This is a genomic window from Burkholderia sp. KBS0801, assembly GCF_005937855.2.
Classification (GTDB): domain Bacteria; phylum Pseudomonadota; class Gammaproteobacteria; order Burkholderiales; family Burkholderiaceae; genus Burkholderia; species Burkholderia ambifaria.
In genome coordinates this window covers 2,626,063-2,650,481 of record NZ_CP042177.1, presented here as the reverse complement: position 1 = coordinate 2,650,481, position 24,419 = coordinate 2,626,063, and the positions used below count along the sequence as shown (strand labels likewise).

The 24,419-nt window shown below is 69.2% G+C and carries 19 protein-coding genes; 9 read left to right on the top strand and 10 right to left on the bottom strand.

The window, feature by feature from the left end:
• Window position 1: 1 nt before the first annotated feature.
• Together FFI87_RS12600 and FFI87_RS12595 are read right to left on the bottom strand one after the other, a co-directional pair.
• Complete coding sequence (locus tag FFI87_RS12600) at window positions 2-715, bottom strand: molecular chaperone (RefSeq protein ID WP_138847330.1); 714 nt, start codon at window positions 713-715, stop codon at window positions 2-4.
• Window positions 716-721: 6 nt separating this feature from the next.
• Window positions 722-1,258: a spore coat U domain-containing protein gene (locus tag FFI87_RS12595; RefSeq protein WP_138847331.1), complete on the bottom strand. Its 537-nt coding sequence runs from the start codon at window positions 1,256-1,258 to the stop codon at window positions 722-724.
• A 295-nt stretch (window positions 1,259-1,553) separates the two neighbouring features.
• Between FFI87_RS12595 and FFI87_RS12590 the strand changes: the two genes are divergently transcribed.
• Complete coding sequence (locus tag FFI87_RS12590; RefSeq protein WP_138847332.1) at window positions 1,554-2,549, top strand: spore coat protein U domain-containing protein; 996 nt, start codon at window positions 1,554-1,556, stop codon at window positions 2,547-2,549.
• Window positions 2,550-2,555: 6 nt separating this feature from the next.
• On the opposite strand, the gene FFI87_RS12585 is transcribed toward FFI87_RS12590, so the two are convergent.
• Window positions 2,556-3,365 carry a helix-turn-helix transcriptional regulator gene (locus FFI87_RS12585; protein ID WP_011657642.1) on the bottom strand — a complete coding sequence of 270 codons (810 nt, stop codon included), beginning with the start codon at window positions 3,363-3,365 and terminating at the stop codon, window positions 2,556-2,558.
• Between the two features lie 182 nt (window positions 3,366-3,547).
• Here FFI87_RS12585 and FFI87_RS12575 point away from each other — a divergent pair, with 182 nt between their 5' ends.
• Complete coding sequence (locus FFI87_RS12575) at window positions 3,548-4,300, top strand: class I SAM-dependent methyltransferase (protein ID WP_138847333.1); 753 nt, start codon at window positions 3,548-3,550, stop codon at window positions 4,298-4,300.
• Between the two features lie 161 nt (window positions 4,301-4,461).
• On the opposite strand, the gene ppc is transcribed toward FFI87_RS12575, so the two are convergent.
• The gene (ppc, locus tag FFI87_RS12570; protein WP_138847334.1) at window positions 4,462-7,458 is read right to left on the bottom strand and encodes a phosphoenolpyruvate carboxylase; all 2,997 of its coding nucleotides are present in this window, start codon (window positions 7,456-7,458) and stop codon (window positions 4,462-4,464) included.
• A 217-nt stretch (window positions 7,459-7,675) separates the two neighbouring features.
• Here ppc and hemC point away from each other — a divergent pair, with 217 nt between their 5' ends.
• Genes hemC through FFI87_RS12555 form a run of 3 tightly spaced genes read left to right on the top strand, consistent with a single transcriptional unit; the run spans window position 7,676 to window position 11,819 of the window.
• Window positions 7,676-8,662: a hydroxymethylbilane synthase gene (gene hemC, locus FFI87_RS12565; RefSeq protein ID WP_138847335.1), complete on the top strand. Its 987-nt coding sequence runs from the start codon at window positions 7,676-7,678 to the stop codon at window positions 8,660-8,662.
• Complete coding sequence (hemDX, locus tag FFI87_RS12560) at window positions 8,662-10,629, top strand: fused uroporphyrinogen-III synthase HemD/membrane protein HemX (protein WP_138847336.1); 1,968 nt, start codon at window positions 8,662-8,664, stop codon at window positions 10,627-10,629. Before hemC ends, hemDX begins: the two co-directional genes overlap by 1 nt.
• Before the next feature lie 2 nt (window positions 10,630-10,631).
• The gene (locus tag FFI87_RS12555; protein WP_012364442.1) at window positions 10,632-11,819 is read left to right on the top strand and encodes a heme biosynthesis protein HemY; all 1,188 of its coding nucleotides are present in this window, start codon (window positions 10,632-10,634) and stop codon (window positions 11,817-11,819) included.
• A 243-nt stretch (window positions 11,820-12,062) separates the two neighbouring features.
• On the opposite strand, the gene FFI87_RS12550 is transcribed toward FFI87_RS12555, so the two are convergent.
• From FFI87_RS12550 to FFI87_RS12540, 3 genes are all read right to left on the bottom strand, one after another.
• Window positions 12,063-13,367, bottom strand: a complete 1,305-nt coding sequence (locus FFI87_RS12550; protein WP_012364441.1) for an MFS transporter — start codon at window positions 13,365-13,367, stop codon at window positions 12,063-12,065.
• Between the two features lie 144 nt (window positions 13,368-13,511).
• Window positions 13,512-14,270: an SDR family oxidoreductase gene (locus tag FFI87_RS12545; protein WP_126228310.1), complete on the bottom strand. Its 759-nt coding sequence runs from the start codon at window positions 14,268-14,270 to the stop codon at window positions 13,512-13,514.
• Between the two features lie 75 nt (window positions 14,271-14,345).
• A complete protein-coding gene (locus FFI87_RS12540) occupies window positions 14,346-15,785 on the bottom strand; it encodes an aldehyde dehydrogenase family protein (RefSeq protein WP_012364439.1) in 1,440 nt (479 codons plus the stop codon).
• Window positions 15,786-15,993: 208 nt separating this feature from the next.
• Here FFI87_RS12540 and ppa point away from each other — a divergent pair, with 208 nt between their 5' ends.
• Window positions 15,994-16,521 (top strand): inorganic diphosphatase, encoded by a 528-nt coding sequence (ppa, locus tag FFI87_RS12535; RefSeq protein ID WP_006753432.1) that lies wholly within the window; start codon window positions 15,994-15,996, stop codon window positions 16,519-16,521.
• A 55-nt stretch (window positions 16,522-16,576) separates the two neighbouring features.
• Here the strand turns inward: ppa and FFI87_RS12530 are convergent, their stop codons facing one another.
• Together FFI87_RS12530 and FFI87_RS12525 are read right to left on the bottom strand one after the other, a co-directional pair.
• Entirely contained in the window at window positions 16,577-17,434 is an 858-nt protein-coding gene (locus FFI87_RS12530; protein WP_138847337.1) for a GIY-YIG nuclease family protein, read from the bottom strand.
• A gap of 49 nt (window positions 17,435-17,483) precedes the next feature.
• Window positions 17,484-18,518: a helix-turn-helix transcriptional regulator gene (locus FFI87_RS12525; protein WP_138847338.1), complete on the bottom strand. Its 1,035-nt coding sequence runs from the start codon at window positions 18,516-18,518 to the stop codon at window positions 17,484-17,486.
• 149 nt (window positions 18,519-18,667) lie between these two features.
• Here FFI87_RS12525 and FFI87_RS12520 point away from each other — a divergent pair, with 149 nt between their 5' ends.
• Window positions 18,668-20,914 carry a glycoside hydrolase family 3 C-terminal domain-containing protein gene (locus tag FFI87_RS12520; RefSeq protein ID WP_138847339.1) on the top strand — a complete coding sequence of 749 codons (2,247 nt, stop codon included), beginning with the start codon at window positions 18,668-18,670 and terminating at the stop codon, window positions 20,912-20,914.
• A gap of 30 nt (window positions 20,915-20,944) precedes the next feature.
• Here FFI87_RS12520 and FFI87_RS12515 read toward each other — a convergent pair whose 3' ends face one another.
• Complete coding sequence (locus FFI87_RS12515) at window positions 20,945-22,123, bottom strand: GNAT family N-acetyltransferase (protein WP_012364435.1); 1,179 nt, start codon at window positions 22,121-22,123, stop codon at window positions 20,945-20,947.
• A gap of 109 nt (window positions 22,124-22,232) precedes the next feature.
• On the opposite strand from FFI87_RS12515, the gene FFI87_RS12510 reads away from it, so the two are divergent.
• Window positions 22,233-23,963, top strand: a complete 1,731-nt coding sequence (locus FFI87_RS12510; protein WP_138847340.1) for an NAD+ synthase — start codon at window positions 22,233-22,235, stop codon at window positions 23,961-23,963.
• Between the two features lie 83 nt (window positions 23,964-24,046).
• Entirely contained in the window at window positions 24,047-24,385 is a 339-nt protein-coding gene (locus tag FFI87_RS12505) for a P-II family nitrogen regulator (RefSeq protein ID WP_006398637.1), read from the top strand.
• Window positions 24,386-24,419 lie beyond the last annotated feature (34 nt).

The window sequence follows — 24,419 nt, the reverse complement described above, 5'->3', positions numbered from 1 at the left end:
ATCAGGGCGGTGTCAGCCGCGCTTCGACCGGCTGCGCGTTGACGGTCGCCTGGATCCTGACGAACGTCGCCGGGCCCGCATCCAGCTTGAGCGGCCAGCGCCGCGTGCTGCCCGCGAGCGCATAGCCGAGCAGGCCGCGCGTGACGTCATGCACGGCGCCGCGCGCGTCGATGAGCCGAACCGCGGAAATCTGCGCGCGCCGTCCACCGCGGTTGTCGACCGCAAGCCGTGTGCCCGCGCCGTCACGCTCGACGCGCCAGTCAAGTTTTGGCGACACCGGTGCGCCATCGGGCTCGACGAATACGGGCACGGAATAGCGCAGCCGGATCGTGACGCCGTTCGCGACCGGCGTGCCGGGCGCGGGCAGTTCATCGATCAGCACGCGATAGCTTTCTTCGGCGGGCGGCGCGCCGCGGCCCGTGCGCACGAGCCGGATCAGCTGCTCGGCGTTCGCGCCGATCTGCAGCAGCGGCGGCGACGCGGCGAGCATGTCGGTCGGCGTCATCACGTCGTCGCCGTTTTGCTGCGTCCAGCGATAGGTGCGGACCTGGCCGTAGATCGGCTGTCCGCCAGGATTGCTGAGCGTCATGCTCGCGGCGGCCGCCGACGGCGCCAGCTCGATCGTCACGGGCGTGATCTGCAGCGTGGCGGCGGGTGCGGCCGCGCACGCGGACGCGACGCACAGCGCGGCCAATGCGCGCGGGAACCATGCCATGGCGCGTCAGAAGTACACGGTGGCGGTGACGGAGGCCTGGTAGGTGTCGGGCGTCGGCGTCGCTTGCGCGGGCACCTGGCCGTACACGTTCAGCACTTGCGCGGAACCGGTGCCGGTGCCGCCGACCGTGTCGGTGCCCTGCGTGTTGCCCCAGATCGTCGTATGGCCCGAGTCCTGGTAGAGCTGATAGCCGACCGTCGTGCTGGTATTGCCGGTCGTCGTGCCGCCCATCAGCCGGCTGGCGACCGTCGAGCCGCTTACCGTGCCGCCGTCGAGTCCGACGTTGTACGGTGTCGAGTTCGTGCAGGTGACGGAGACCGTGGTCTGCTGGTTGACTGCCGACGCGAGCACGCCGGCCGTGCCGAACGCGAGGGGGTTCGCGGCGATCGTGCAGTTGGCCTGGATCGTGAGCGTGACGGTGAATTGGGCGGTAGCGGTGCCGTTCGAATAGACTGCCGCAATGGCGACGGGCTGCAGCGCGGGCGCGAATGCGACGCTGGCCGCGAGCAGGGCCGAGAGAACACGACGTCGGGAATCGTTCATTATGATGGTCTCCTGCCGTTCAAGGGGTCGCCCGGACGCGGAGTGCCTGCCGCGTGGTCTGTTGCCGGTCGCCGTAACCGCTCTGTCGTTGTTGGAAGACTACTCCACGGATTCAGGCGCGCGCAATCGAGAAAACGCTGACCGGAACGCATTGTTTTGGGTTGCGAACCGATTGGCAGCGGCCGATTTGACATGGATCAAAACAGTGCGAACGATTGATGCGCAGCCGGATACGATGGGGCGCCGAACGGGCCGCAAGCCCGGTCGAGCGGACGAGCATGTTCGGAGGGAACGCATGGCGGATGACGAATTCGACACGGCGCGACGCTGGATCCGCGCGCTAGCGTGCGTGCTGCTGGCCGCGCTGCTTGGCATGCCGTGGATGCCGGCCCGGGCGGACACGTGTTCGGTGACGCCGCCGGCGCCGAGCTTCGGCTCGGTCAGTCCGATCACGCTGCAGGCTTATACGACGAACAGCACGATGACGGTCAGTTGCACGTGGGATGCACTGAGCGTGAACACCGGCGTGCTCGTTTGCGTGAACCTCGACGGCACGAGCCCGCGCTACCTGACCAACGGGACGAACCAGATGCAGTACGACCTGTATCAGGACGCCGGCTATTCGCAGCCCTGGGGCGCCGTCAGTGCCGGCACGACGCCGATCTCCGTATCGTTGACGAAACCTGTGCTCGGCACGACCGCGAGTACCAACGTGACCGTCTATGGCCGCATCGCGTCGAACCAGCCGACCGTGCCGACCGTGAACAATGCCAGCACCGTCTATACGCAAAGTTTCGCCGGCAACCAGGCCGCCTACAGCTTCAGTTTTTCGCTGCTCGGCGTGCAGCCAACGCCGTGCGTGTCGCAGTCGACGGCCGGCACGATGAGCTTTGCCGCCACCGCCACCGTCATCAACAACTGCATCATCAGCGCGACCGGCGTGGCGTTTCCGGCGGCGGGCGTGCTGACGTCGGCGCTGAGCGCGAGCGGCTCGATCAGTGCGCGCTGCACGAACGGCGATGCATTCCAGATTGCATTGAACGGCGGGGTCAGCGGCAGTGTCGTCGCACGCACGATGCAGCGCACGGGCGGCGGCTCGGTCAGCTATCAGCTCTATCAGGACAGCGGCCACACGCAGCCGTGGGGCGACGGCACCGGCGGCACGTCGATGGCGACCGGCACCGGCAGCGGGTTCGCGCAGGCGATCACCGTGTATGGCCGCGTCCCCGCGCAGGCGACGCCGGCGCCCGGCAACTACAGCGACACCATTACCGCGACGATCAGCTTTTGAGTCGCGTCAATCGCGCACCAGCACGACGAGCTTCAGGTCTTCGCGGTGTGCGGGCTTCAGCGTGATCTGCTGGTACACGAGCCGGCCGTCGGCCGGATGGTCGAACTCGCGCAGGCCGCCTTCGCGCTCGAACACGTCCTGCGACGCCCAGTACTGCGCGAACGCGTCACTGCCGGCCATCAGCGCGTCGATCAGCGCGCGGGTCGGCGCGTCGGCGAGGTGGCGGATCGAGTCGGCGCGGAATTCGGCCGCGAGCCGGCGCGCGCGGGTTTCCCAGTCGACGATCAGCGTGCGCGCGGCCGGCGCCATGAACGTGAAGCGCAACAGGTTGCGGTCGTGCTCGCCGTCGAGCCAGCCCGTGAACAGCGCGGCGGCCGGCGCGTTCCACGCGAGGGCGTTCCATTGCCGGTCGAGCACGTAGGCGGGCGTGGCGATCGCGGCGACGGTCGCCGCGAGCGTCGGCGGCAGGTCGCCGGCCGCGACGTCGGGCTCGGCCGGATCGCGCTGCGCGGCCAGCTCGAACAGGTACGCGCGTTCGGCCTTCGACAACTGCAGTGCGACGGCGATCCGCGCGAGCGCGTCGGCCGACGCCGACACCGGCCGGCCCTGCTCGATCCACGTGTACCAGGTGGGGCTGACGCCGCATAGCTGCGCGACTTCCTCGCGCCGCAGCCCCGGCGTGCGGCGGCGCGGGCCGGGCGGCAGGCCGACGGCCTGCGGCGACAGCCGTTCGCGGTGCGCGCGGATGAATTCGCCGAGCGCGCGGGCGGGCGTGGCGTCGAGCGGCGGGGTGGGGGCGGAGGACGGCTGGTTCATGCGGAAACGGCTGAAACGACGAAAAAGGGCGCGGGATGCGCGGCGAAGATCGGGCCGGAAATCAGGCAGGTGTAACAAATACCAGAATAACCGCTTAACTTGTACTGGTACAAGCGCGGCCCTATTGTAGCGATTCGCGCGCTGACAGGCAGCGGGCGCCCCACCCAACGAAGGAGCGAACGATGAAACACCACGACCAGGTCGCCGACGCATTCGGCACGACGGCCGCCGCCTACCTGACGAGCACGGTCCACGCGACGGGCGCCGATCTGCAGGCACTGGCGGACGCCGTGCGCGCGACGCCCGACGGCGCGGTGCTCGATCTCGGCTGCGGCGCGGGCCACGCGAGCTTCGCGGTCGCGCCGCACGTGCGCGACGTGGTCGCCTACGATCTCGCCGCGCCGATGCTCGCGACCGTCGACGCCGCCGCGCGCGAGCGCGGGCTCGCGAACATCCGCACGCAGCAGGGCCCGGCCGAGCGGCTGCCGTTCGACGCGGGCACCTTCGACTGGGTGGTCAGCCGGATGAGTGCACATCATTGGCACGACGTGCGCGCGGCGCTCGCCGAGGTGCGCCGCGTGCTCAAGCCCGGCGGCCGCGTGCTGATGATCGACATCGCGGGCAATGACCATCCGCTGCTCGACACGTATCTGCAGGCCGCGGAAGTGCTGCGCGACGCGTCCCACGTGCGCGACTACCGTGCCGACGAATGGCTCGCGATGTTCCGCGGCGCCGGTTTCGATGCACACGTGCAGAGCCGCTGGCGCCTGCCGATCGATTTCGAGACGTGGGTCGAGCGGATCCGCACGCCGGCCGACAGCGTCGCGGGCATCCGCGCGCTGTGGGCGCATGCGCCCGACGAGGTGCGCGGCTACTACGCGGTGCAGCCGGACGGATCGTTCGAGCACGACGCGTTGCTGATCGACGCGCGATGAATCGGCGGCACGGCGGCCGTCTCAATCGTACCGTCGTACCGTCGTACCGCCGTGCCGTCGCGCCGTCGGATAAAAAAAGCCGCGATACGCATGACGCGCGTATCGCGGCTTTCGTATCGCGATGCCGGCGCGGCGCGGGGCGAGCCCGCGCCGCGCGCGGATCAGCCCGTGTTGCGCAGGCCGGCCGCGATCCCGTTGATGGTCAGGTGAATCCCGCGGCGCAGCCGCGCGTTCGTGTCGCCCGCGCGGTGACGCTTGATCAGCTCGACCTGCAGGTGGTTCAGCGGATCGAGATACGGGAAGCGGTTCTTGATCGAACGCGCGAGCAGCGGGTTGGTCGCGAGGCGGCCTTCGTGCCCGGTGATTTCCGCGAGCGCCTGCGACGTGCGCTCCCATTCCGCGACGATCCGCTCGAACACGTGCTTGCGCAGCTTGCGGTCGGCGACCAGCTGCGCATAGCGCGACGCGACCGCGAGATCGGTCTTCGCGAGCACCATGTCCATGTTCGACAGCAGGTTCGCGAAGAACGGCCAGGTCTTGTTCATCTTCTTGAGCAGCGTCAGGCGCTTCGTGCGTTCGGCCGCGTCCGGCGCGCCGTCGAGATACGCGCTCACCGCGCTGCCGAAGCCGTACCAGCCCGTCAGCAGCAGCCGGCACTGACCCCACGAGAAGCCCCACGGAATCGCGCGGAGATCCTCGATCTTGCGGTTCTTCGGATCCTGCAGCTTGCGCGAGGCCGGGCGGCTGCCGATGTTCAGCTCCGCGATCTCGGTGATCGGCGTCGACGAGAAGAAGTAGTCGGTGAAGCCGGCCGTTTCATAGACGAGCGCGCGATACGATGCCATCGCGGCGTCCGACAGCGTCTGCATCGCGGCTTCGAACGCGGGCAGTTGCGCGGGCGCGTTCGACTGCGGCAGCAACGACGCCTCGAGCGTCGCGGCGACCACCGTCTCGAGGTTGCGCCGGCCGATTTCGGGGTTCGCGAACTTGCTCGCGATCACCTCGCCCTGCTCGGTCAGGCGGATCTGGCCGTTCACGGTACCCGGCGGCTGCGACAGGATCGCCTGGTAGGTCGGGCCGCCCCCGCGGCCCACCGTGCCGCCGCGGCCATGGAACAGCCGCAGCGTGATCTTGCGTTCGCGGAATACGTCGACGAGCGCGAGTTCGGCGCGATACAGCTCCCAGTTCGACGTCAGGAAGCCGCCGTCCTTGTTGCTGTCCGAGTAGCCGAGCATCACCTCCTGCTCGGCGCCCTGGTGCGCGATCAGCGCGTCGATGCCCGGCAGCGCGAAGTATTCGCGCATGATGCGCGCGGCATCGCGCAGGTCGGGGATCGTCTCGAACAGCGGGATCACCATCAGGCCATTCTTCGCATGGCTGCCGAGCGGGCCTTCGAGCAGCCCCGTTTCCTTCTGCAGCAGCAGCACCTCGACGAGGTCGCTGACGGTTTCCGTATGCGAGATGATGTAGTTGCGCACCGCGCGCGCGCCGAACTGCGCGCGCACCTCGCGGGCCTTCTCGAACACGCCGAGCTCGCTCTGCGCGAGCGCCGAGTATTCGAGGTACGGCGAGCGCAGCGGGCGCGGATCGGCGAGCGCGGCCAGCAGCACGCGCAGCTTGTCTTCCTCGGCGAGCGCCGCGTAGTCGGCTTCGACGCCGGCACGCGCGAACAGCTCGGCGACCACGGCTTCGTGGATGTCGGAGCTCTGGCGCAGGTCGATGCTCGCGAGATGGAAGCCGAACACTTCGGCCGCGCGCACCAGCGGAGTCAGGCGCGGCGCGGCGAGCGACGCGCCGTGGTGTTCTTCGAGCGATGCGGTCAGCACCTTCAGGTCGGCGACGAACGCTTCGGAATCCGCGTACGGAATCGCGCGCACCGGCGGCGCGCCGCGGCCCGCGCTGCGCACCGGCACCGTGCCTTCGCCGAGCCGCACGCGCGCGCTGGCGGCGAGCCGCGTGTAGATGCCGATCAGCGCGCGGCGATACGGTTCGTCGACGCGGTGCGGTGACTGGTCGGGGGAGGCTGCCGCGAGCGCCTTCACCGCGTCGTTCGCGCCGACCAGCAGGTTCGACACCGACAGCTCCGCGCCGAGCTTGTGCACCTGTTCCAGGTAATGTTCGAGGATCACCGCGGCCTGGCGGTTGATCGCCTCGTCGAGCGTGGGGCCCGTGACGTTCGGGTTGCCGTCGCGATCGCCGCCGATCCAGCTGCCCATCTGGAAGAACGCGGGCACGCGCGCCGGCAGGCCGTGCTCGGCGAGCGCGGCCTCGATGTCGCCGTACAGCGCGGGCAGCTCGTCGAGGAACGTCGCGCGGTAGTACGACAGCGCGTTCTCGATCTCGTCGCCGACCGTCAGGCGCGAGTCGCGCAGCATGCGGGTCTGCCACAGCGCGGTCACGCGCGCGCGCAGCATCGATTCGTTGTACGAGCGTTCGCGCGCGGTGAGCGGCTGGTCGCGCTCGGCGAGCAGCCGCGCGATGTCGTGCTGCGCGTCGAGGATGCTCTTGCGCTGCACTTCGGTCGGGTGCGCGGTCAGCACCGGCACGATCAGCGCATCGTCGAAGAAGCGCTGCAGCAGGCGCTTCGACGCGTTGCCGGTCGTCTTCAGCTGTTCGAGCGCGTACGCGACGGTGCCGGGCTGCGGCGCGGAGCCGGCCAGCGCGTGGATGCGACGGCGGCGGTTATGGTGGCGGTCTTCCGCGATGTTCGCGAGGTGCGAGAAATAGCTGAACGCGCGCACGACGCTCACGGTCTGCTCCGGCGTCAGCTTGCGCAGCTTCTTTTCCAAAGTCTGCGCGGCTTCGCTGTCGTCTTCGCGACGGAACTTCACCGCGGTCTGGCGGATCGTTTCGACGACGTCGAACACGGTGTCGCCTTCCTGCTCGCGCACCACGTCGCCGAGCAGGCGGCCGAGGAAGCGGATGTCCTCGAACAGCGGGCCGTCCTTGTCCTCGCGCGTGCGCACGCCGGGCTTCGCCGTGCGGGCAGCCGGGCCCGAGGTCTTGATCGCGCGTTTTGTCCGAGGTATCGGGTCTTTCGGTTTCGTTGCCGTTTTCGCACGGCCGTTCGCGGCGGTGGCGATGGTACCCGTCTGGGCGTCGGAGGAGGGCAGGGCAGCATTGCGGCGCGTCGTACGCGCCGATCCGGAAGACTTCACGATGGGTTTCCTTGGGAAAGCTCGAGTCAAAAGGGACTGCGGGGACTGCGGAAACTACGGGAACTGCGGTCAAGCAACCAGCTACGTGCGGCACATCCGCGCATCGGTGTCGCCGCCCGCGCCGAAGCGCGGCGGGCGTGGGCTCCGGGCCCGGGCGGGCCGAAGCGTGCGTGCTACCATTGTTCGATCTTCCATCCCGTCCTTCGATGTTCCAGCAATGAATTCCGAGACTATTTCGGCACAAGCCCCTGCGACGCTGACGATTGCTTCGCGCGAGAGCCGCCTGGCGATGTGGCAAGCCGAACATGTGCGTGATGCGCTGCGCAAATTATATCCAGCTTGCGACGTGAAAATCCTCGGGATGACGACCCGCGGCGACCAGATTCTCGATCGTACGCTGTCGAAGGTCGGCGGCAAGGGCCTGTTCGTGAAGGAGCTGGAGAACGCGCTCGCCGACGGTCGCGCCGACCTGGCCGTGCATTCGCTGAAGGACGTGCCGATGGCGTTGCCCGACGGCTTCGCGCTCACGGCGATCATGGAGCGCGAGGATCCGCGCGATGCGTTCGTGTCGAACGACTACGCGTCGCTCGACGCGCTGCCGGCCGGCGCCATCGTCGGCACGTCGAGCCTGCGCCGCGAGGCGATGCTGCGCGCGCGCTATCCGCACCTCGACGTGCTGCCGCTGCGCGGCAACCTCGACACGCGCCTGGCGAAGCTCGATCGCGGCGACTATGCGGCGATCATTCTCGCGGCCGCAGGCCTCAAGCGCCTCGGCCTCGAAGCGCGAATCCGTACACTGATCGACGTCGAGGACAGCCCGCCCGCCGCCGGTCAGGGCGCGCTCGGCATCGAAATCGCCGCGCACCGCACCGACGTCGCCGCATGGCTCGCACCGCTGCACGACCCGAAGACCGCGCTCGCGGTCGAGGCCGAGCGGATGGTGTCGCGCGCACTCGGCGGCAGCTGCGAAGTGCCGCTCGCCGCGCACGCGGTATGGCGCGCCGGCGAGCTGTACCTGACGGGCCGCGTGTCGACGACCGACGGCCAGCGCGTGCTGACCGCCGAGGAGTGCGGCGCCGTCATGACCGTCGCCGATGCGCTCGCGCTCGGCCGCGCGGTGTCCGACGAGCTCGAGGCGCAGGGCGCGCTCGACATCGTCAACGCACTGCTGGCCGCGTCGCAGGCCGGCAAGGGCGACGCCTGATGGCGGGCGGCGCGCGCGCGTTCACCGCCGTCCTGACGCGTCCGGACGGCCAGTCGGCCGGACTCTCGGCCCAGCTGGCCGAGGCCGGCTGCGACGTGCTCGAATTCCCGTTGATCGACATCGCGCCGGTGGACGATCCGGCGCCGCTCGACGCCGCGTTCGCGGCGCTTGGCGATTACGCGCTGGTGATCTTCGTGTCGCCGAACGCGATCGACCGCGCGCTCGTGCGGTACGGCGCGATCTGGCCGAATGCACTGCCGGTCGGCGTCGTCGGCCCGGGCAGCGTCGCGGCGCTCGAGCGCCACGGGATCGCCGCGCCCGCGCATCGCGTGATCGCGCCGCAGGCGCCCGCCGACGGCGGTGTCCCGCATTACGATTCGGAAAACCTGTTCGCGAGCATCGAGGCCGCATTCGGCGGCGCGCAGGCACTCGCCGGCAAGCGCGTGCTGATCGTGCGCGGCGACGGCGGGCGCGAATGGCTCGCCGAGCGGCTGCGCGAAGCCGGCGCGGACGTCACGCTGGTCGCCGCGTACCGGCGCGTCGTGCCCGAGCCGCGCGTCGGCGCGTGGGAGCGCGTGCATGCGCTGCTCGCCGGCGCGCCGCACGCATGGCTCGTCACGAGCTCGGAAGGGGTGCGCAACCTGCACGAACTCGCGCGCACGCACCTGAACGACGCCGAGATCGAAGCGCTGAAGCATGCGCCGCTCGTGACGCCGCACCCGCGCATCGAGCAGACCGCCCGCGCACTGGGTTTTGATAGGATTACGCTGACCGGCGCGGGCGATGAGCGCATCGTCCGCGCGTTTCGAACGATGGCCGACGAGGCCGTCCAACCGGCGACAGCCGCACCGGTGACTAAACGCATGACAGATACCAACGATTCCAAAAGCGTCGCTTCCCAGCCGGCCGCTGCCTCCGCGCCGCCGTCCAGTCCCCCTTATCTCGCGCAATCGCCTGCGCGCCGCGGCAGCAGCGCGGCGCTGTGGTTCGTCGTCGTCGTGCTCGGCTGCGCCGCGGGCGTGGGCGCCTACGCGCTGAACCGCAAGGTCGACCGGCTCGACGCGACGTTCGTCGCGCGCCAGAAGGCGCTCGACGCGCAAACGGCCGAGACCCGCATGAAGACCGAGCAGGCGCTCGCGGGCACGCACCAGGTCGACACGCAGCTCGCGCAGCTCGACGGCAAGCTCGCCGACGCGCAGAGCGCACAGCAGGCGCTGCAGCAGCAGTACCAGGACCTGTCGCGCAACCGCGACGCGTGGATGCTGGAAGAAGTCGACCAGATGCTGTCGAGCGCGAGCCAGCAGCTGCAGCTCACCGGCAACACGCAGCTCGCGCTGATCGCGCTGCAGAATGCCGACGCGCGCCTCGCGACGTCGCAGAGCGCGCAGGCCGTCACGGTGCGCAAGGCGCTCGCGCAGGACATCGAGAAGCTGAAGGCCGCACCGTCGGCCGACCTCACGGGCCTCGCGATCAAGCTCGACGACGCGATCGCGAAAATCGACGCGCTGCCGCTGTCGGGCGAGGCGATCGTCCCGCACGCGGCGCCGAAGGCCGCGCCGGCCGAGGCCGCCTCGTCGGTGGCGGCCGACACCCCGCGCTGGAAGGTGTGGTGGCATGACTTCTCGGCGGGCCTCGGCGAGCAGCTGAAGGGCCTCGTGCAGGTGCGCCGGATCGACAATGCGGACGCGATGCTCGCGTCGCCCGACCAGGGCTACTTCGTGCGCGAGAACGTGAAGCTGCGCCTGCTCACCGCGCGGCTGTCGCTGCTCGCGCGCAACGACACCGCGATGAAGGCCGACCTGCATGCGGCGCAGGCGTCGCTCGGCAAGTATTTCGACCAGGCCTCGAAGGACACGCAAACCGTCCAGGATCTGCTCCGGCAGGTCGACGGCGCATCGCTGACGGTCGCGGTGCCGAACCTGAACACGAGCCTGAACGCCGTTCAGCAGTTCAAGAGCCGGGGGTAACGATGACGCTTCGAGGAATCGTCTGGCTCGCGATCCTGTTCGGGATCGCCGCGGCGCTCGCCACCGTCGGCCGTTTCGACGCGGGGCAGGTGCTGCTCGTCTATCCGCCGTACCGGATCGACGTGTCGCTGAACCTGTTCGTGATCACCATCGTCGTGCTGTTTATCGTCGTGTACGCGCTGCTGCGCATCGTGCGCAACATCTGGCGCATGCCGCAGCGGGTGGCCGCGTATCGTGCGCGTTCGCGCAACGAGAAGGCGCAGGCGTCGCTGCGCGATGCGATCGCGAACTTGTATGCAGGCCGTTTCTCGCGCGCCGAGAAGGCCGCGCGCGACGCGCTCGCGGTCGATGCGAACCAGGGCGCCGCGAGTCTCGTCGCGGCGACCGCCGCGCACCGGATGCACGAGTACACGCGCCGCGACGACTGGCTGTCGAAGGTCGACGCGCCCGAATGGCAGGACGCGAGGCTGCTCGCCGCGGCCGACATGCGCGCGGATGCGCGCGATGCCGACGGCGCGCTCGCCGCGCTGGCCGACCTGCAGGCGGGCGGCAAGCGCATCCATGCGCAGCAGGTCGCGCTGCGCGCGCAGCAGCAATTGAAGAACTGGGCCGAGGTGCTGAAGCTCGCGAAGGCGCTCGAGAAGCGCGAGGCGCTGCATCCGGCCGCGGCCGTGCGGCTGCGCCAGCAGGCGGCGGAGAATCTGCTGCGTGAACGCCGGCACGACCCGGACGCGCTGCTCGAGGTGTGGCAGTCGCTGTCGCCGCTCGAGCGTCAGTCGCCGCGCCTCGCCGATCTCGCGGCCGAACTGCTGGTGCCGCTCGAGCGCCGCCCCGAAGCGCGCCGCATCGTCGAGGAAGCGCTCGCGCACAACTGGGATGCGCGGCTGCTGCGCCGCTATCCGGATACGGCCGGCGCCGATGCGCTGCCGCTGATCCAGAAGGCCGAAGGGTGGAAGAAGGATCACCCGGACGATGCCGACCTGCTGTTCGCGCTCGGGCGTCTCTGCCAGCAGCAGCAGCTGTGGGGCAAGGCGCAGTCGTTCCTCGAGGCCGCGCTGAAGCAGGCCGACAACGAGGCGCTGAAAGTGCGTGCGCATCGTGCGCTCGCACGCCTGTTCGAGCATCTCGGCGAAACCGACAAGGCGGCGAAGCACTACCGCGAAAGCGCGCTCGCGATCACCGTGGTCTGACGCGGCGGCGGTCTTCTGCCGCGCGTGAATATGCCCCGAACGCCGATTGGCCTTCGGGGCATTTTTTATTCGGCGCCGCCTTGCAGGCGGGCCCGGACGCCGTGATTCACGCGCTTTTGCAGCACGGCGGCCGCGAGCCCGCTGTCGAGCCGGGAGACAGTCGTCATGCAACGCACCGGTGAGGGGCGCGACCCCGGCCGCTTCATGCTCGTGCGCGAGTGCGACAAGCTCCGGCCCACCGCATCACTTGTCGACGAGCCGCTTCGGCACCGACAGCGCGAGCAGCCCGCCGAGCACGAGGAACGCCGCGAGCATGTACATGCCCGCGTCGTTGGCGCCCGTCGCCTGCTTGAGCCAGCCCATCAGGTACGGGCTCAGGAAACCCGCGAGGTTGCCGATCGAGTTGATCATCGCGATGCCGGCTGCGGCCGCCGCACCGCCGAGGAACGCCGTCGGCAGGCTCCAGAACAGCGGCAGCGTCGTCAGGATGCCCATCGTCGCGAGCGTGAGGCCCAGCATCGCGAGCGCCGTCTGATGCGCCCAGACCACCGACAACACGAGCCCGAGTGCGCCGAACGCGGCCGGAATCGCCAGGTGCCAGCGTCGTTCGCGCCGCTTGTCCGCGCTGTGCGCGATCAGGATCATCGCAACCACCGCCGCCGCATACGGAATCGCCGACAGCAGGCCGATCATGAACGTGTCGACCACGCCGGTCGCCTTGATGATCGTCGGCAGCCAGAAGCCGACGCCGTACAGCCCCATCACGAACGAGAAGTAGATGAGCGCCATCAGCCACACGCGCGGGCTCGACATCACCGCGCCGAGCGGCAGGTCTTCCTTGGTCGCTTCCTCCGCGTCGACGTTGCGCGCGAGCAGCGCCTTTTCGTCGTCGGTGAGCCATTTGGCCTTCGCGATCCGGTCGTCGAGCGCGAAGAACACGAGCACGCCGGCCAGCACCGACGGGATCCCTTCGAGCAGGAACAGCCATTGCCAGCCGTGCCAGCCGCTCACTCCGTTGAACGCCTTCAGGATGAAGCCCGAGATCGGTCCGCCGATCACGCCGGACAGTGCGACGGCAGTCATGAAGAAGGTCGTCATCCGGCCGCGCCGATGCGCGGGATACCAGTAAGTGAGATACAGGATCACGCCGGGGAAGAAGCCGGCTTCGGCGACGCCGAGCAGGAAGCGCATCACGTAGAACATCGCGGGCGTCGTGACGAACATCGTCAGGATCGAGATCACGCCCCACGTCGCCATGATCCGCGCGATCCAGACGCGCGCGCCGACCTTGTGCAGGATGATGTTGCTCGGGACTTCGAACAGGAAGTAGCCGAAGAAGAAGATCCCGGCGCCGAGCCCGTAGACGGTGTCGCTGAGATTCAGGTCGCTCGCCATCTGCAGCTTCGCGAAGCCGACGTTCACGCGATCGAGATACGCGACCACGTAGCACAGCAGCAGCAGCGGCGTGAGCCGCCACGACACCTTGCGATAGGTTGCTTCCTCGAATGCGCCGGACGAGCCCGGCAGCGACTGCATCGATGTAGCCATGTTGTCTCCTGTCCTTCTTTTGTCATGTGCCGGAGCCGGCGCGTGGGCGCCGATCCGGTGTCTTGCGAAGCAATGCCGATGCGTGGGCGCACCATGCGTGGATCCGGCCGCCGATGCCGGCGCGGCGCAATCGCGGTCGTGCGGCTAGATGCAGCGCCCGCCGTCGACTTCGAGACAGACGCCGGTGATGAACTCGGCTTCGTCGGATGCGAGGTACAGGGCCGCGTTCGCGATGTCCTGCGGCGTCGAGAAGCGGCCGAGCGGAATCGTCGCGAGGAACCGGCGGCGATTCTCCGGCGTGTCCTCGCAGCCCATGAACTCGGTCATCAAGCCCGTCTCGCCGAGCACCGGGTTGATGCAGTTCACGCGGATCCGGTCGGCGCCGAGCTCGGCCGCGAGCGACTTGCTCGCGGTGATCATCGCGCCCTTCGTGCTGTTGTACCAGACGAGGCCCGGGCGCGGCCGCACGCCGGCCGTCGACGCGACGTTCACGAACACGCCGCCGCCCTGCGCGCGGAAATACGGCACCAGGGTCTGGACGCTCCAGAACAGGCTCTTCATGTTGACGGCGTACACGCGATCGAATTCGGCTTCCGTCACGTCGAGCACCGGCTTGTTGCGGTGCGTGGTGCCGGCGTTGTTCACGACGATCTGCACCGAGTGGAAATCGTCGAGCGCGGCCTGCAGCAGCGCGCGCCAGTCGGCGTCCCGGGACACGTCGCCCGCGACCGCGATCGCCTTGCCGCCCGCCAGCGCGATCTCGCTCGCGACGCGCTCGGCCGCCGCGCCGTTCAGGTCGTTGACGACGACGTTCGCGCCTTCGCGCGCATAGGTCTTCGCGATGCCCTCGCCGAAGCCCGAGCCTCCGCCCGTGACGATGGCCGTCTTGCCGCTCAACCGCATGGTGTGTCTCCTCTGTTGTTCACGTGCGTGGTGTGTCGGTGCACGGCCGGTCGTTGCCGGCCGGCGGTTGCTGGTTCAGCCGTGCCGGATCGCGATCGTCTTCAGTGCGGTGAAGCCATACAGCGCCTCGAAGCCTTTCTCGCGGCCATGGCCCGAATGGCCGACGCCGCCGAACGGCAGTTCGACGCCGCCGCCCGCACCGTAGTTGTTGATGAACACCTGACCGGCGCGCAGGCGCCGCGCGAGGCGCAACTGGCGCGCGCCGTCGCGGGTCCAGATGCCTGCGACGAGGCCGTACGGCGTGCCGTTCGCGAGTGCGACCGCTTCCTCCTCGTCGACGAAACGCATCGCGGCGAGCACCGGACCGAACACTTCCTCCTGCGCGAGCCGGTGCGACGCCGGCACGTCGCGCAGCAGCGCGGGGGCCTGGTAGAAGCCGCTTTCGGGCGCGTCGGCGACGACCTGGCCGTGCCCAGCCATCGGAATGCCGTCATGCTGCGCGTCGGACAGGAAATCCCACACGCGCTGCTGCTGCTTCGCGTTGATCAGCGGGCCGCAGTCGAGATCCGCGCGGCTCGGGCCGACCCGCAGCGCGTTGAACGCTGTGGCGAGCCGATCGACGAGCGGCTCGTACACCGCATGCTCGATCAGCACGCGGCTGCCGGCCGAGCAGGTCTGTCCGCCGTTCTGCACGATCGCCGACACGAGCACGGGCAGCGCCGCTTCGAGATCGGCGTCGGCGAACACGATCTGCGGCGACTTGCCGCCGAGCTCGAGCGTGACGGGCACGTGGTTCTCCGCGGCCATCTGGGTGACCAGCTTGCCGGTCGCGGGCGAGCCGGTAAACGAGATGTGGTCGATGCCGGGGTGGCGCGCGAGCGCGGCGCCCGCCTCATGGCCGTAGCCGGTGACGATATTGAGCGCACCGGCCGGCAGCCCGGCTTCGGCGGCCAGCTCGGCGACGCGCAGCACCGACAGGCACGCATCCTCGGCCGGCTTCACGACGCACGCGTTGCCGGCCGCGAGCGCCGCGCCGACGCTGCGCCCGAAGATCTGCATCGGGTAGTTCCACGGCACGATGTGGCCGGTGACGCCGTGCGGCTCGCGCACGGTCAGCACCGTATAGCCGGCCTGATAGGGGAGGGTCTCGCCGTGCAGCTTGTCGGCGGCGCCCGCGTAGAACTCGAAATAGCGCACGAGCGCGGCGGCATCGGCACGCGCCTGCTTCAGCGGCTTGCCGGTGTCGCGCGCCTCGATCGTCGCGAGTTCCTCGAGATGGTCGGCGACGCGCGCCGACAGCCGCATCAGCACGCGGCCGCGTTCGGCGGCGCTCGCCGCGCCCCACGGGCCCGCGAACGCTTCGCGGGCCGCGGCGACCGCGCGCTCGATGTCGGGTGCGGTGCCGCGCGCGATCGTCGCGAACGGCTGGCCGTCGGAGGGATCGACGACCGGGATTGTCTCCAGTTGCGCGGGCAACGTCCATTCGCCCGCGATGAAGTGCTTCGCTTCTTCCATGCCTGCTCCTCGGGTCCCATGCTTCGCGGCGACGGACGACGTTGCCCGTGGTTCGGTGGCCGGACATCCGGAACGATTATCGCGCCGATCGTCATCCGGACGCCACCGGTCGATTGGCTATAATGGCGCATTCCCTGCGGGGACGCCCGCGGCGGTGCATCGGCCGCGGCGCCCCTGTCCCGAATTCCATCGACCAACAGAGAGCGCTATGAGCTTTAATCATGTTCCGGCCGGCAAGGACCTGCCGCACGATTTCAACGTGATCATCGAGATCCCCGCGCAAAGCGATCCGGTGAAGTACGAGGCGGACAAGGAACTGGGTCTCCTCGTCGTCGACCGCTTCATCGGTACCGGCATGCGCTACCCGGTGAACTACGGCTACATCCCGCAGACGCTGTCGGGCGACGGCGATCCGGTCGACGTGCTGGTGATCACGCCGTTCCCGCTGCTGGCCGGCTCGATCGTGCGTTCGCGCGTGCTCGGCATGCTGCAGATGACCGACGAGTCGGGCGTCGACGCGAAGCTGGTCGCCGTGCCGCACGACAAGGTCTGCCCGATGACGGCGAACCTGAAGTCGATCGACGACGTGCCCGAGTACCTGAAGGATCAGATCAAGCACTTCTTCGAGCAGTACAAGGCGCTCGAGAAGGGCAAGTGGGTGAAGGTCGAAGGCTGGGCCGGCATCGACGCCGCGCACAAGGAAATCACCGACGGCGCCGCGAACTACAAGAAGTAAGCCCGTTGGCCGGCCTCGCGCCGGTTCGTTCGGAACGCAAACCGCGCGTGTCTCCTCAGGAGGCTGCGCGGTTTTGTTTTGTGCGCACGGTTTTCCGGCGGGTGGGCGCGGACGCGGACGCCTGCGGGCGTGGGGTGGCCGGTGCCTGCTTCGTGCGTTTCGCGCGGGGCGGGGCAGCGGGTGACGTGGCCGGCTTGGTCGCTTCGGCGGGTCGCGTGGTCGATGGACGGCGCCGCGTCGGTGCGGAGGCGGCGTCTTCGCGTGCGTTCGCTGCCGGTTTGCCGACGGCGGCCGATGCCTTCCTTTTTGGCGACGCGGCTGGAGGTGGGCCGGCCTTCTTTACCGGCGTACCACGCGACGACGTCTTTTTTGCGGTGGCGTCGCCGTCGGCTTTTGCCCGTTTCGCGTCCGGTGCGGCCTGGTTCGATTGCGGCGACTTCGACGCTTGCTTGCCTTTCGCAGGCTTCGCCGTTTCCCCTGTCTTCACCGTCTTCGCGGCCGTTGCAGGCCCGGCGAGTTTCCCCGCCTTCGCCTTTTTCCCGGCAACCGGTTCGGTATCAGTTGCCTTGGCCGCATCGCCGAGGTCTTCCGCGCGCCCCTTCTTCGGCCCGGCCGTATCGTTGCGCTCGTCGAGCGCAACCACCGCCGGCAACACCGATTCGAGCGTGCGCAAGCCGGCCGCCAACTCGCGCTTTTTCGCGGGCGTGAGCCGCTTCACCCAGTATTCGGCGCGCGACGCGCTGGACCGGTCGGGCAGAGGAAACGCCGCGAGCACCGCGCGCGGCTTGCGCGAGCGTGTATAGCGCGCGCCCTTGCCGGACGCGTGTTCGTCGAAGCGCGCGGCGACATCGGTCGTGATGCCCGTGTAGACGCTGTCGTCCGCGCATTCGATCAGATACAGAAACCAGGACATGGCAGGGCGGCGGGATGCGAAGCCGCCAGTGTCTCAGAAAAAGCGTGCGTCAACGGCACCGGTCGCCGTGCCCGTCGCGAAAGCGGCTCGGCGCCGCGCCGAGTTCGCGCGTGAAGAAGCGCGTGAATGCGCTGGTCGAACGGAAGCCGACGCGCACGCCGATCTCGCCGATCGGCAACTGCGTATTGAGCAGCAGGTCGCGCGCCTCGCCGAGCCGCGCCTGCGCGACGAGCGCATGGAAACCGACCGCTTCGCGATGCAGCCGCCGGCGCAGCGTCCAGCGCGACATCGCAAAGCGCGTGCACACGTGCTGCATCAGCGTATCGGTCGGCACGTCGGTATCGTCGCAGGTGCGCAGCCAGTCGCGCACGCATTGTTCGACCGACGCGCCGAACGTCGAGCGTGCGCGCACGCGCTCGCGCGCGGCGTCGGCCGCATGACGCTGGATGCCGGCGAGCGGCGCGTTGTAGCGCTCGAACGGCGTGTCGAAGTGCGCGGAGCGCAGCACGATGCGGTTGTGCGCGGCCTCGAACGCCACCGGCGCGCCGAGCATGTCGCGCAGTGCGGCAACGGGCGCGAACGCGCGGCCGGCGAATTCGGCGTCGTCGATGCGCACGTGCGGATCGTACAGGCGCGCAAGCGCCGCGAGGATCGCGAGATTGGCGAACGCGCTGCCCGCGTGCCGGCCGTCTCCTTCGTTCACGTACTCGAGCGCGATCGCGTCGCCTCTCTCGTGTGCGAAGACCCAGTCGACGTTGCCGATCAGCTCGCGATAGCGCAGATAGCCGTGCAGCGCGCCGCGCAGCGTCGCCGCGTTGCAGGTGATGCCCGCGAGCTCGGGAAACGGCATGAGCCAAGGCACGACCTGCGGTGGCGGGCGATGCCACGACAGCGGCCAGCCGCTCGTCAGCTGCATCGCGGCCACGTGCCGGTCGCCGGCGATGCGGCGCGTGTCGTCGGCGAGCTCGGCCGGCCCGATGCCGAGCGTCTCGTAAAGCGCAGCGGGATCGATGCCGTTTGCGCGCGCGTCCTCGCACAGCCAGCGGTAGATCCGCACGGATACCGATTTCTGTCTCAACTCCATGCCTGCCCCCTGTCGTCATGCCGTTCGGGTTTGTCCCCGCTGCGAGAGGTCAACGCATGCTCCTGCCGGTCAAGCGTGGTGACCGGTCGATTTTTAGACTCGACGCTGGAGTTTGGCGACCAGTACAACAGAACGATTCTGGAGGATCAATGAAAACTTCGCTGTTCCGGTGTTCGACGATTGCGTCCGCATGTGCGCTCACGATGCTGCTCGCGTCGTGCGGCGGCGACGACATCCATGCGCCGGCCGACCCCGACGCGGCGGCCGGCCAGCGCGCGGCCGCACTCGTCGCGCAACTGACGACCGACGAGAAACTGCAGCTCGTGCACGGTACCGGCATGCCCGCGCTCAACCTCGGCGGCCCGTTTCCGGCCGACGCGCTGAACGGCGCAAGCTACATCCCGGGCGTGCCGCGGCTCGGCATTCCGGCGCTCAGCAGCGCCGATTCGGCGGGCGGCGTGAACGTTAAGAATGCGCGCGTGACCGCGCTGCCCGCGCCGGTCGCGCTCGCGGCGACGTGGGATCCGGCGCTCGCGGGCACCTACGGCACGCGCATCGCGCTCGAATTGCGCGCGCTCGGGTTCGCGGAAGGGCTCGGCGGCGGCGTGAACCTCGCGCGCGAGCCGCGCAACGGCCGCACCTTCGAATACATGGGCGAGGATCCGGTGCTCGCGGGCACGCTGAGCGCCGCGCGCACGCAGGCCACGCAGGCGCGGAAGGTGATCGCGACGATCAAGCATTTCGCGTTCAACGACCAGGAAACCAACCGGATGACGGTCGATTCGGTCGTCGACGAGCGGACCATGCGCGAGGCCGAACTGCTCGCGTTCGAGATCGGCGTGAAGGACGGCCGGCCGGGCAACGTGATGTGCTCGTACAACAAGCTGAACGGCGTGTATGCGTGCGAGAACCCGTATCTGCTGACGACCGTGCTGAAGAACGAGTGGGGCTTCAAGGGCGTCGTGCAGTCGGACTGGGGCGCGACGCATTCGACGGTCGCGGCCGTGCAGGCCGGGCTCGACGAGGAACAGCCCGGCGCGGCCGACGACGGCAACGCGCCGCTCGGCTCGTACTTCAATTCGAAGCTGCGCGCGGCGCTGCAGGCCGGCAGCGTGTCGGCCGCGCGGCTGAACGACATGGTGCAGCGCAAGCTGCGCACGCTGATCCGCATCGGTGTAATGGACGCGCCGCCGAAGCCGGGCGGCGCGATCGACGAAGCCGCCGGCAATGCCGACGCGCTCGCGATCGCCCGGCAAGCGGCGGTGCTGCTGAAGAACGCGGCCGCGTCGGGCGACACGCAGCCGGTGCTGCCGCTGGCCGCCGGCACGCTCAGGTCGGTCGTCGTGATCGGCGGGCACGCGGATGCGGGCGTGCTGTCGGGCGGCGGCTCGGGTGCGGTGCCGGCGATCGACGGCAACGCGGTGACGTCCTGTCGGCAACCGGCCGACATGCTGTTCGGCGGGTGCGCGACCTGGTACAAGTCTGCGCCGCTCGCGGCGATCCGCGCGAAGGCGCCGAACGCGTCGGTCAGCTACCTCGACGGGACCGACGCGAACGCGGCGGCCACCGCGGCCGCGCAGGCCGATGTCGCGATCGTGTTCGCCACGCAGTGGCAGACCGAAGGCCTCGATCTCGCGAGCCTGTCGCTGCCCGATGCGAAAGCCGACCCGTACAACCAGCAATACGACCAGAACGCGCTGATCGCCGCGGTCGCCGCGAAGGCGAAGCGTGTGATTGTCGTGCTCGAGAACGGCAGCCCGGTGCTGATGCCGTGGCTTGCCAACGTGCACGGCGTGCTCGACGCATGGTATCCGGGCGCACAGGGCGGCCAGGCGATCGCCGACCTGCTGTTCGGCGACGCGAATCCGTCGGGCCGGCTGCCGTTGACGTTCCCGAAGCAGGAGGCCGACCTGCCGCAGCCGACGATCGATCCGTCGAACACGCAGAACGTCTATGCGGAAGGGCTCGCGTACGGCTATCGCTGGTTCGACGCGAAGGCGATCGAGCCGCTGTTTCCGTTCGGCTACGGGCTGTCGTACACGACGTATGCGTTGTCGGCGATGTCGGCGCGGGCGGACGCAGCGGGCAACGTGACGGTTGGCGTCACGGTGACGAACACCGGCACGCGTGCCGGTACGCACACGGTGCAAATCTACGCAGCGCTGCCCGCGTCGCTCGGCGAGCCGCCGAAGCGGCTCGTCGGCTGGACCCGGGTCGCGCTGCAGCCGGGCGAGGCGCGCACGGTCAGTGTCGCGGTGCCGGCGCAGCGCTTCGCGGTGTGGGATGCGAATGCGCACGCATGGCGGATCGGCGCGGGCAGCTACGGGCTGTCGGCGGCCGCGTCGTCGCGTGACCCGCAGGCGCTGTCGCAGACGGTGGCGCTCGCCGCGCATTGAACCGGCCGCATGCCGGTATGCAGGATGACGCTAGCCGGTGCTGCGCCGGAACGGATCGTGTTCGCGCAACTCGTCGACGTACGCGTGGATATGCTCGGTCTCGCGTGCGAGAAAATGCGCGACCGCATCGGAGAACGCCGGATGCGCGAGCCAGTGCGCGGAATGCGTGACGGTCGGCAGGAAGCCGCGCGCGAGCTTGTGCTCGCCCTGCGCGCCGCCCTCGAACGTGTCGAGCCCGGCCTCGATGCAGAATTCGAGCAACTGGTAGTACGCCGTCTCGAAATGCAGGCAGGGCACGTGCTCGAGCGCGCCCCAGTAGCGGCCGTACAGCGTGCCGCCGCCGTTCGCGCCGCGCCGGTAGACGGCGAGCGAGCTTGCGATCGGCCGGCCGTCGGCTTCGGCGATCACGAGCAGCAGGTTCTCCGGCATCGTCGCGCCGATCGCGCGGAAGAAGTCGAGATTCAGGTACGGGCTCGAGTAGTGTTCGCGGTAGGTCTGCCGGTAGCAGCGCGAGAAGAAGCGCCAGTCGGCATCGGTGATCCGGTCGCCGGTCAGCCGCCGGAACGTGACGCCGGCATCGCGCACCTTGCGCCGTTCGGCGCGGATGTTCTTGCGCTTCTTCTGCTCGAGCGTGCCGAGGAAGTCGTCGAAGTCGCGGTAGCCGTCGTTGAGCCAGTGGAACTGTACGCCTTCGCGCAGCATCATCCCCAGCGATTCGAGCAGCCGCGCCTCGTCGCCGGTGGGGAACAGCACGTGCAGCGACGACACGTCGCTCTGCTCGGCGAACGCGAGCAGCGTGGCCGCGAGCCGGCGGCGCGCGTCGTCGTCGGCCGCGAGCAGGCGCGTGCCCTGCACGGGCGTGAACGGCACCGCGCACAGCAGCTTCGGGTAATAGGGCAGGCCGTTGCGCTGGTACGCGTCGGCCCATGCCCAGTCGAACACGTATTCGCCGTACGAATGCTGCTTCGCGTAGACGGGCGCGGCGGCCGCCAGCCGCCCCGTGCGCGCGTCGGTCAGCGTGACGAAGTGGGGCGACCAGCCGGTGTCGTCGACCGCGCAGCGCGCGACGTGCAGCGCGTCGAGGAATTCGTGGCGCAGGAACGGCGTCGGCTGCGCGTCGCGTTCGAGCAGCGCGTTCCATTCGTCGGCCGGCACTTCCGCGGGGGACGACAGGATGCCCGTGCGATAATCGATGCGTTCGTGTTTCAAGCGTGAATCCGTACTGTTGGATGCCGCCGGATGCGTGCCGCCATGGCCCGCGTCCGGGACGTTTTCGTCAGCCGTTCAGGGCGCGCCGCCGGGCTGCGCCGATCCCGTCATGAAGACCCGACTCGCTCTCGCCCAGATCAACGTCACCGTCGGCGATTTCGCCGGCAACGTCGCGCGGATCGTCGCGGCCGCTCGCGCCGCGCACAACGATGGTGCGCAACTGATGGTCGCACCCGAACTCGCGCTGTCCGGCTATCCGCCGGAAGACCTGCTGCTGCGGCCCGCGTTCTACGCGGCGGCCGCTGCCGCGCTCGACACGCTCGCCGACGCGCTGCGTCCGTTCGACGGGCTCGCGGTGCTGGTCGGTCATCCGTTGCGGGGTCCGGGCAGGGGGCCGGGCAGGGGGCTTGGCGACGATGCACGCGCGCCAGCCGTCGATGGTAATGCAAACCGCCCGATCGAGCGCGGCGTGCCGCCGGCCGATACCTACAACGCGGTGTCGCTGATCGTCGGCGGCCAGATCGCCGGCACCTACCGCAAGCAGGATCTGCCGAACGCCGACGTGTTCGACGAGAAGCGCTATTTCGCGACCGACGCCGAACCGCTCGTGTTCGAGCTGAACGGCGTCAAGTTCGGCGTGATCATCTGCGAGGACGCATGGCATGCGTCGGCCGCGCAGATCGCGAAGGCCGCCGGCGCGCAGGTGCTGCTGATCCCGAACGGTTCACCGTATCACATGAACAAGGAGGCGCTGCGCATCGACATCCTGCGCGCGCGGATCCGCGAGACCGGGCTGCCGATGGTGTACGTGAACCTCGTCGGCGGCCAGGACGAGCTCGTGTTCGACGGCGGCTCGTTCGTGCTCGACGCGCAGGGCGCGCTCGTCGCGAAGATGCCGCAGTTCGACGAAGGGCACGCGATCGTCGAATTCGACGGCGCCCGCCCGCTGCCCGGCGCGATCGCGCCAGCGCTGCCGGTCGACGCGCAGGTCTATCGCGCGCTCGTGACCGGCGTGCGCGACTACATCGGCAAGAACGGCTTTCCCGGCGTGCTGATCGGGCTGTCGGGCGGCGTCGACTCCGCGCTGGTGCTCGCGGTCGCATGCGACGCGCTCGGGCCCGAGCGCGTGCGCGCGGTGATGATGCCGTCGCGCTACACGGCCGACATCTCGACCACCGACGCGGCGGAGATGGCGCGGCGCGTCGGCGTGCGCTACGACGAGATCGCGATCGCGCCGATGTTCGACGCGTTCCGGGCGGCGCTCGCGGACGAATTCGCGGGCCGCGCGGAGGACGCGACGGAAGAGAACATCCAGGCGCGCATCCGCGGCACGCTATTGATGGCGCTGTCGAACAAGTTCGGCTCGATCGTGCTGACGACCGGCAACAAGAGCGAGATGGCGGTCGGCTACTGCACGCTGTACGGCGACATGGCCGGCGGCTTCGCGGTGATCAAGGACATCGCGAAAACGCTGGTCTACCGGCTGTGCCGCTATCGCAACGCGACCGCCGACTACGGGCAGCGCGACGTGATCCCCGAGCGGATCCTCACGCGCGCGCCGTCGGCCGAGCTGCGCGAGAACCAGACCGACCAGGACAGCCTGCCGCCGTACGACGTGCTCGACGCGATCATGCGGATGTACATGGAGGAGGACCGTCCGCTCGCGGAGATCGTCGCGGCCGGTTATGCGGAGGCCGACGTCGCGCGCGTGACGCGGCTCATCAAGATCAACGAATACAAGCGCCGCCAGGCGCCGATCGGCATTCGCGTCACGCATCGCGCGTTCGGGCGCGACTGGCGCTATCCGATCACGTCACGCTTTACCGAACGTCTCGACTGAGCGGTGCTGGGCCGTACGCGGCCGGCCGGCTTACAATCGGGATCGCGATTTTTCATCCAAACGAGCATTGAGGGACAACCATCATGAAACGCATCACCGCCATCATCAAGCCGTTCAAGCTGGACGAAGTCCGCGAAGCGCTCGCCGAAGTCGGCCTCACGGGGCTGACCGTGACGGAAGTGAAGGGCTTCGGCCGCCAGAAGGGGCACACCGAGCTGTATCGCGGCGCCGAATACGTCGTCGACTTCCTGCCGAAGATGAAGATCGAGGTGGTCGTCGCGGAAGCGCAGGTCGACCAGGTGATCGACGCGGTCATCGGCGCGGCGCGCACGGGCAAGATCGGCGACGGCAAGATCTTCGTGTCGGACGTCGAGCGCGTGATCCGCATCCGCACCGGCGAAGAGAACGAAGCGGCGGTCTGAGCGCCGCATTCGGCCGATCCCGCCGGGCCGGTCG

Bases quoted from the DNA above. Each gene is read 5' to 3' on its own strand.
- FFI87_RS12600 (WP_138847330.1), bottom strand. From the start codon at position 715: ATGGCATGGTTCCCGCGCGCATTGGCCGCGCTGTGCGTCGCGTCCGCG.
- FFI87_RS12595 (WP_138847331.1), bottom strand. From the start codon at position 1,258: ATGAACGATTCCCGACGTCGTGTTCTCTCGGCCCTGCTCGCGGCCAGC.
- FFI87_RS12590 (WP_138847332.1), top strand. From the start codon at position 1,554: ATGGCGGATGACGAATTCGACACGGCGCGACGCTGGATCCGCGCGCTA.
- FFI87_RS12585 (WP_011657642.1), bottom strand. From the start codon at position 3,365: ATGAACCAGCCGTCCTCCGCCCCCACCCCGCCGCTCGACGCCACGCCC.
- FFI87_RS12575 (WP_138847333.1), top strand. From the start codon at position 3,548: ATGAAACACCACGACCAGGTCGCCGACGCATTCGGCACGACGGCCGCC.
- hemC (WP_138847335.1), top strand. From the start codon at position 7,676: ATGAATTCCGAGACTATTTCGGCACAAGCCCCTGCGACGCTGACGATT.
- hemDX (WP_138847336.1), top strand. From the start codon at position 8,662: ATGGCGGGCGGCGCGCGCGCGTTCACCGCCGTCCTGACGCGTCCGGAC.
- FFI87_RS12555 (WP_012364442.1), top strand. From the start codon at position 10,632: ATGACGCTTCGAGGAATCGTCTGGCTCGCGATCCTGTTCGGGATCGCC.
- FFI87_RS12550 (WP_012364441.1), bottom strand. From the start codon at position 13,367: ATGGCTACATCGATGCAGTCGCTGCCGGGCTCGTCCGGCGCATTCGAG.
- FFI87_RS12545 (WP_126228310.1), bottom strand. From the start codon at position 14,270: ATGCGGTTGAGCGGCAAGACGGCCATCGTCACGGGCGGAGGCTCGGGC.
- FFI87_RS12540 (WP_012364439.1), bottom strand. From the start codon at position 15,785: ATGGAAGAAGCGAAGCACTTCATCGCGGGCGAATGGACGTTGCCCGCG.
- ppa (WP_006753432.1), top strand. From the start codon at position 15,994: ATGAGCTTTAATCATGTTCCGGCCGGCAAGGACCTGCCGCACGATTTC.
- FFI87_RS12530 (WP_138847337.1), bottom strand. From the start codon at position 17,434: ATGTCCTGGTTTCTGTATCTGATCGAATGCGCGGACGACAGCGTCTAC.
- FFI87_RS12525 (WP_138847338.1), bottom strand. From the start codon at position 18,518: ATGGAGTTGAGACAGAAATCGGTATCCGTGCGGATCTACCGCTGGCTG.
- FFI87_RS12520 (WP_138847339.1), top strand. From the start codon at position 18,668: ATGAAAACTTCGCTGTTCCGGTGTTCGACGATTGCGTCCGCATGTGCG.
- FFI87_RS12510 (WP_138847340.1), top strand. From the start codon at position 22,233: ATGAAGACCCGACTCGCTCTCGCCCAGATCAACGTCACCGTCGGCGAT.
- FFI87_RS12505 (WP_006398637.1), top strand. From the start codon at position 24,047: ATGAAACGCATCACCGCCATCATCAAGCCGTTCAAGCTGGACGAAGTC.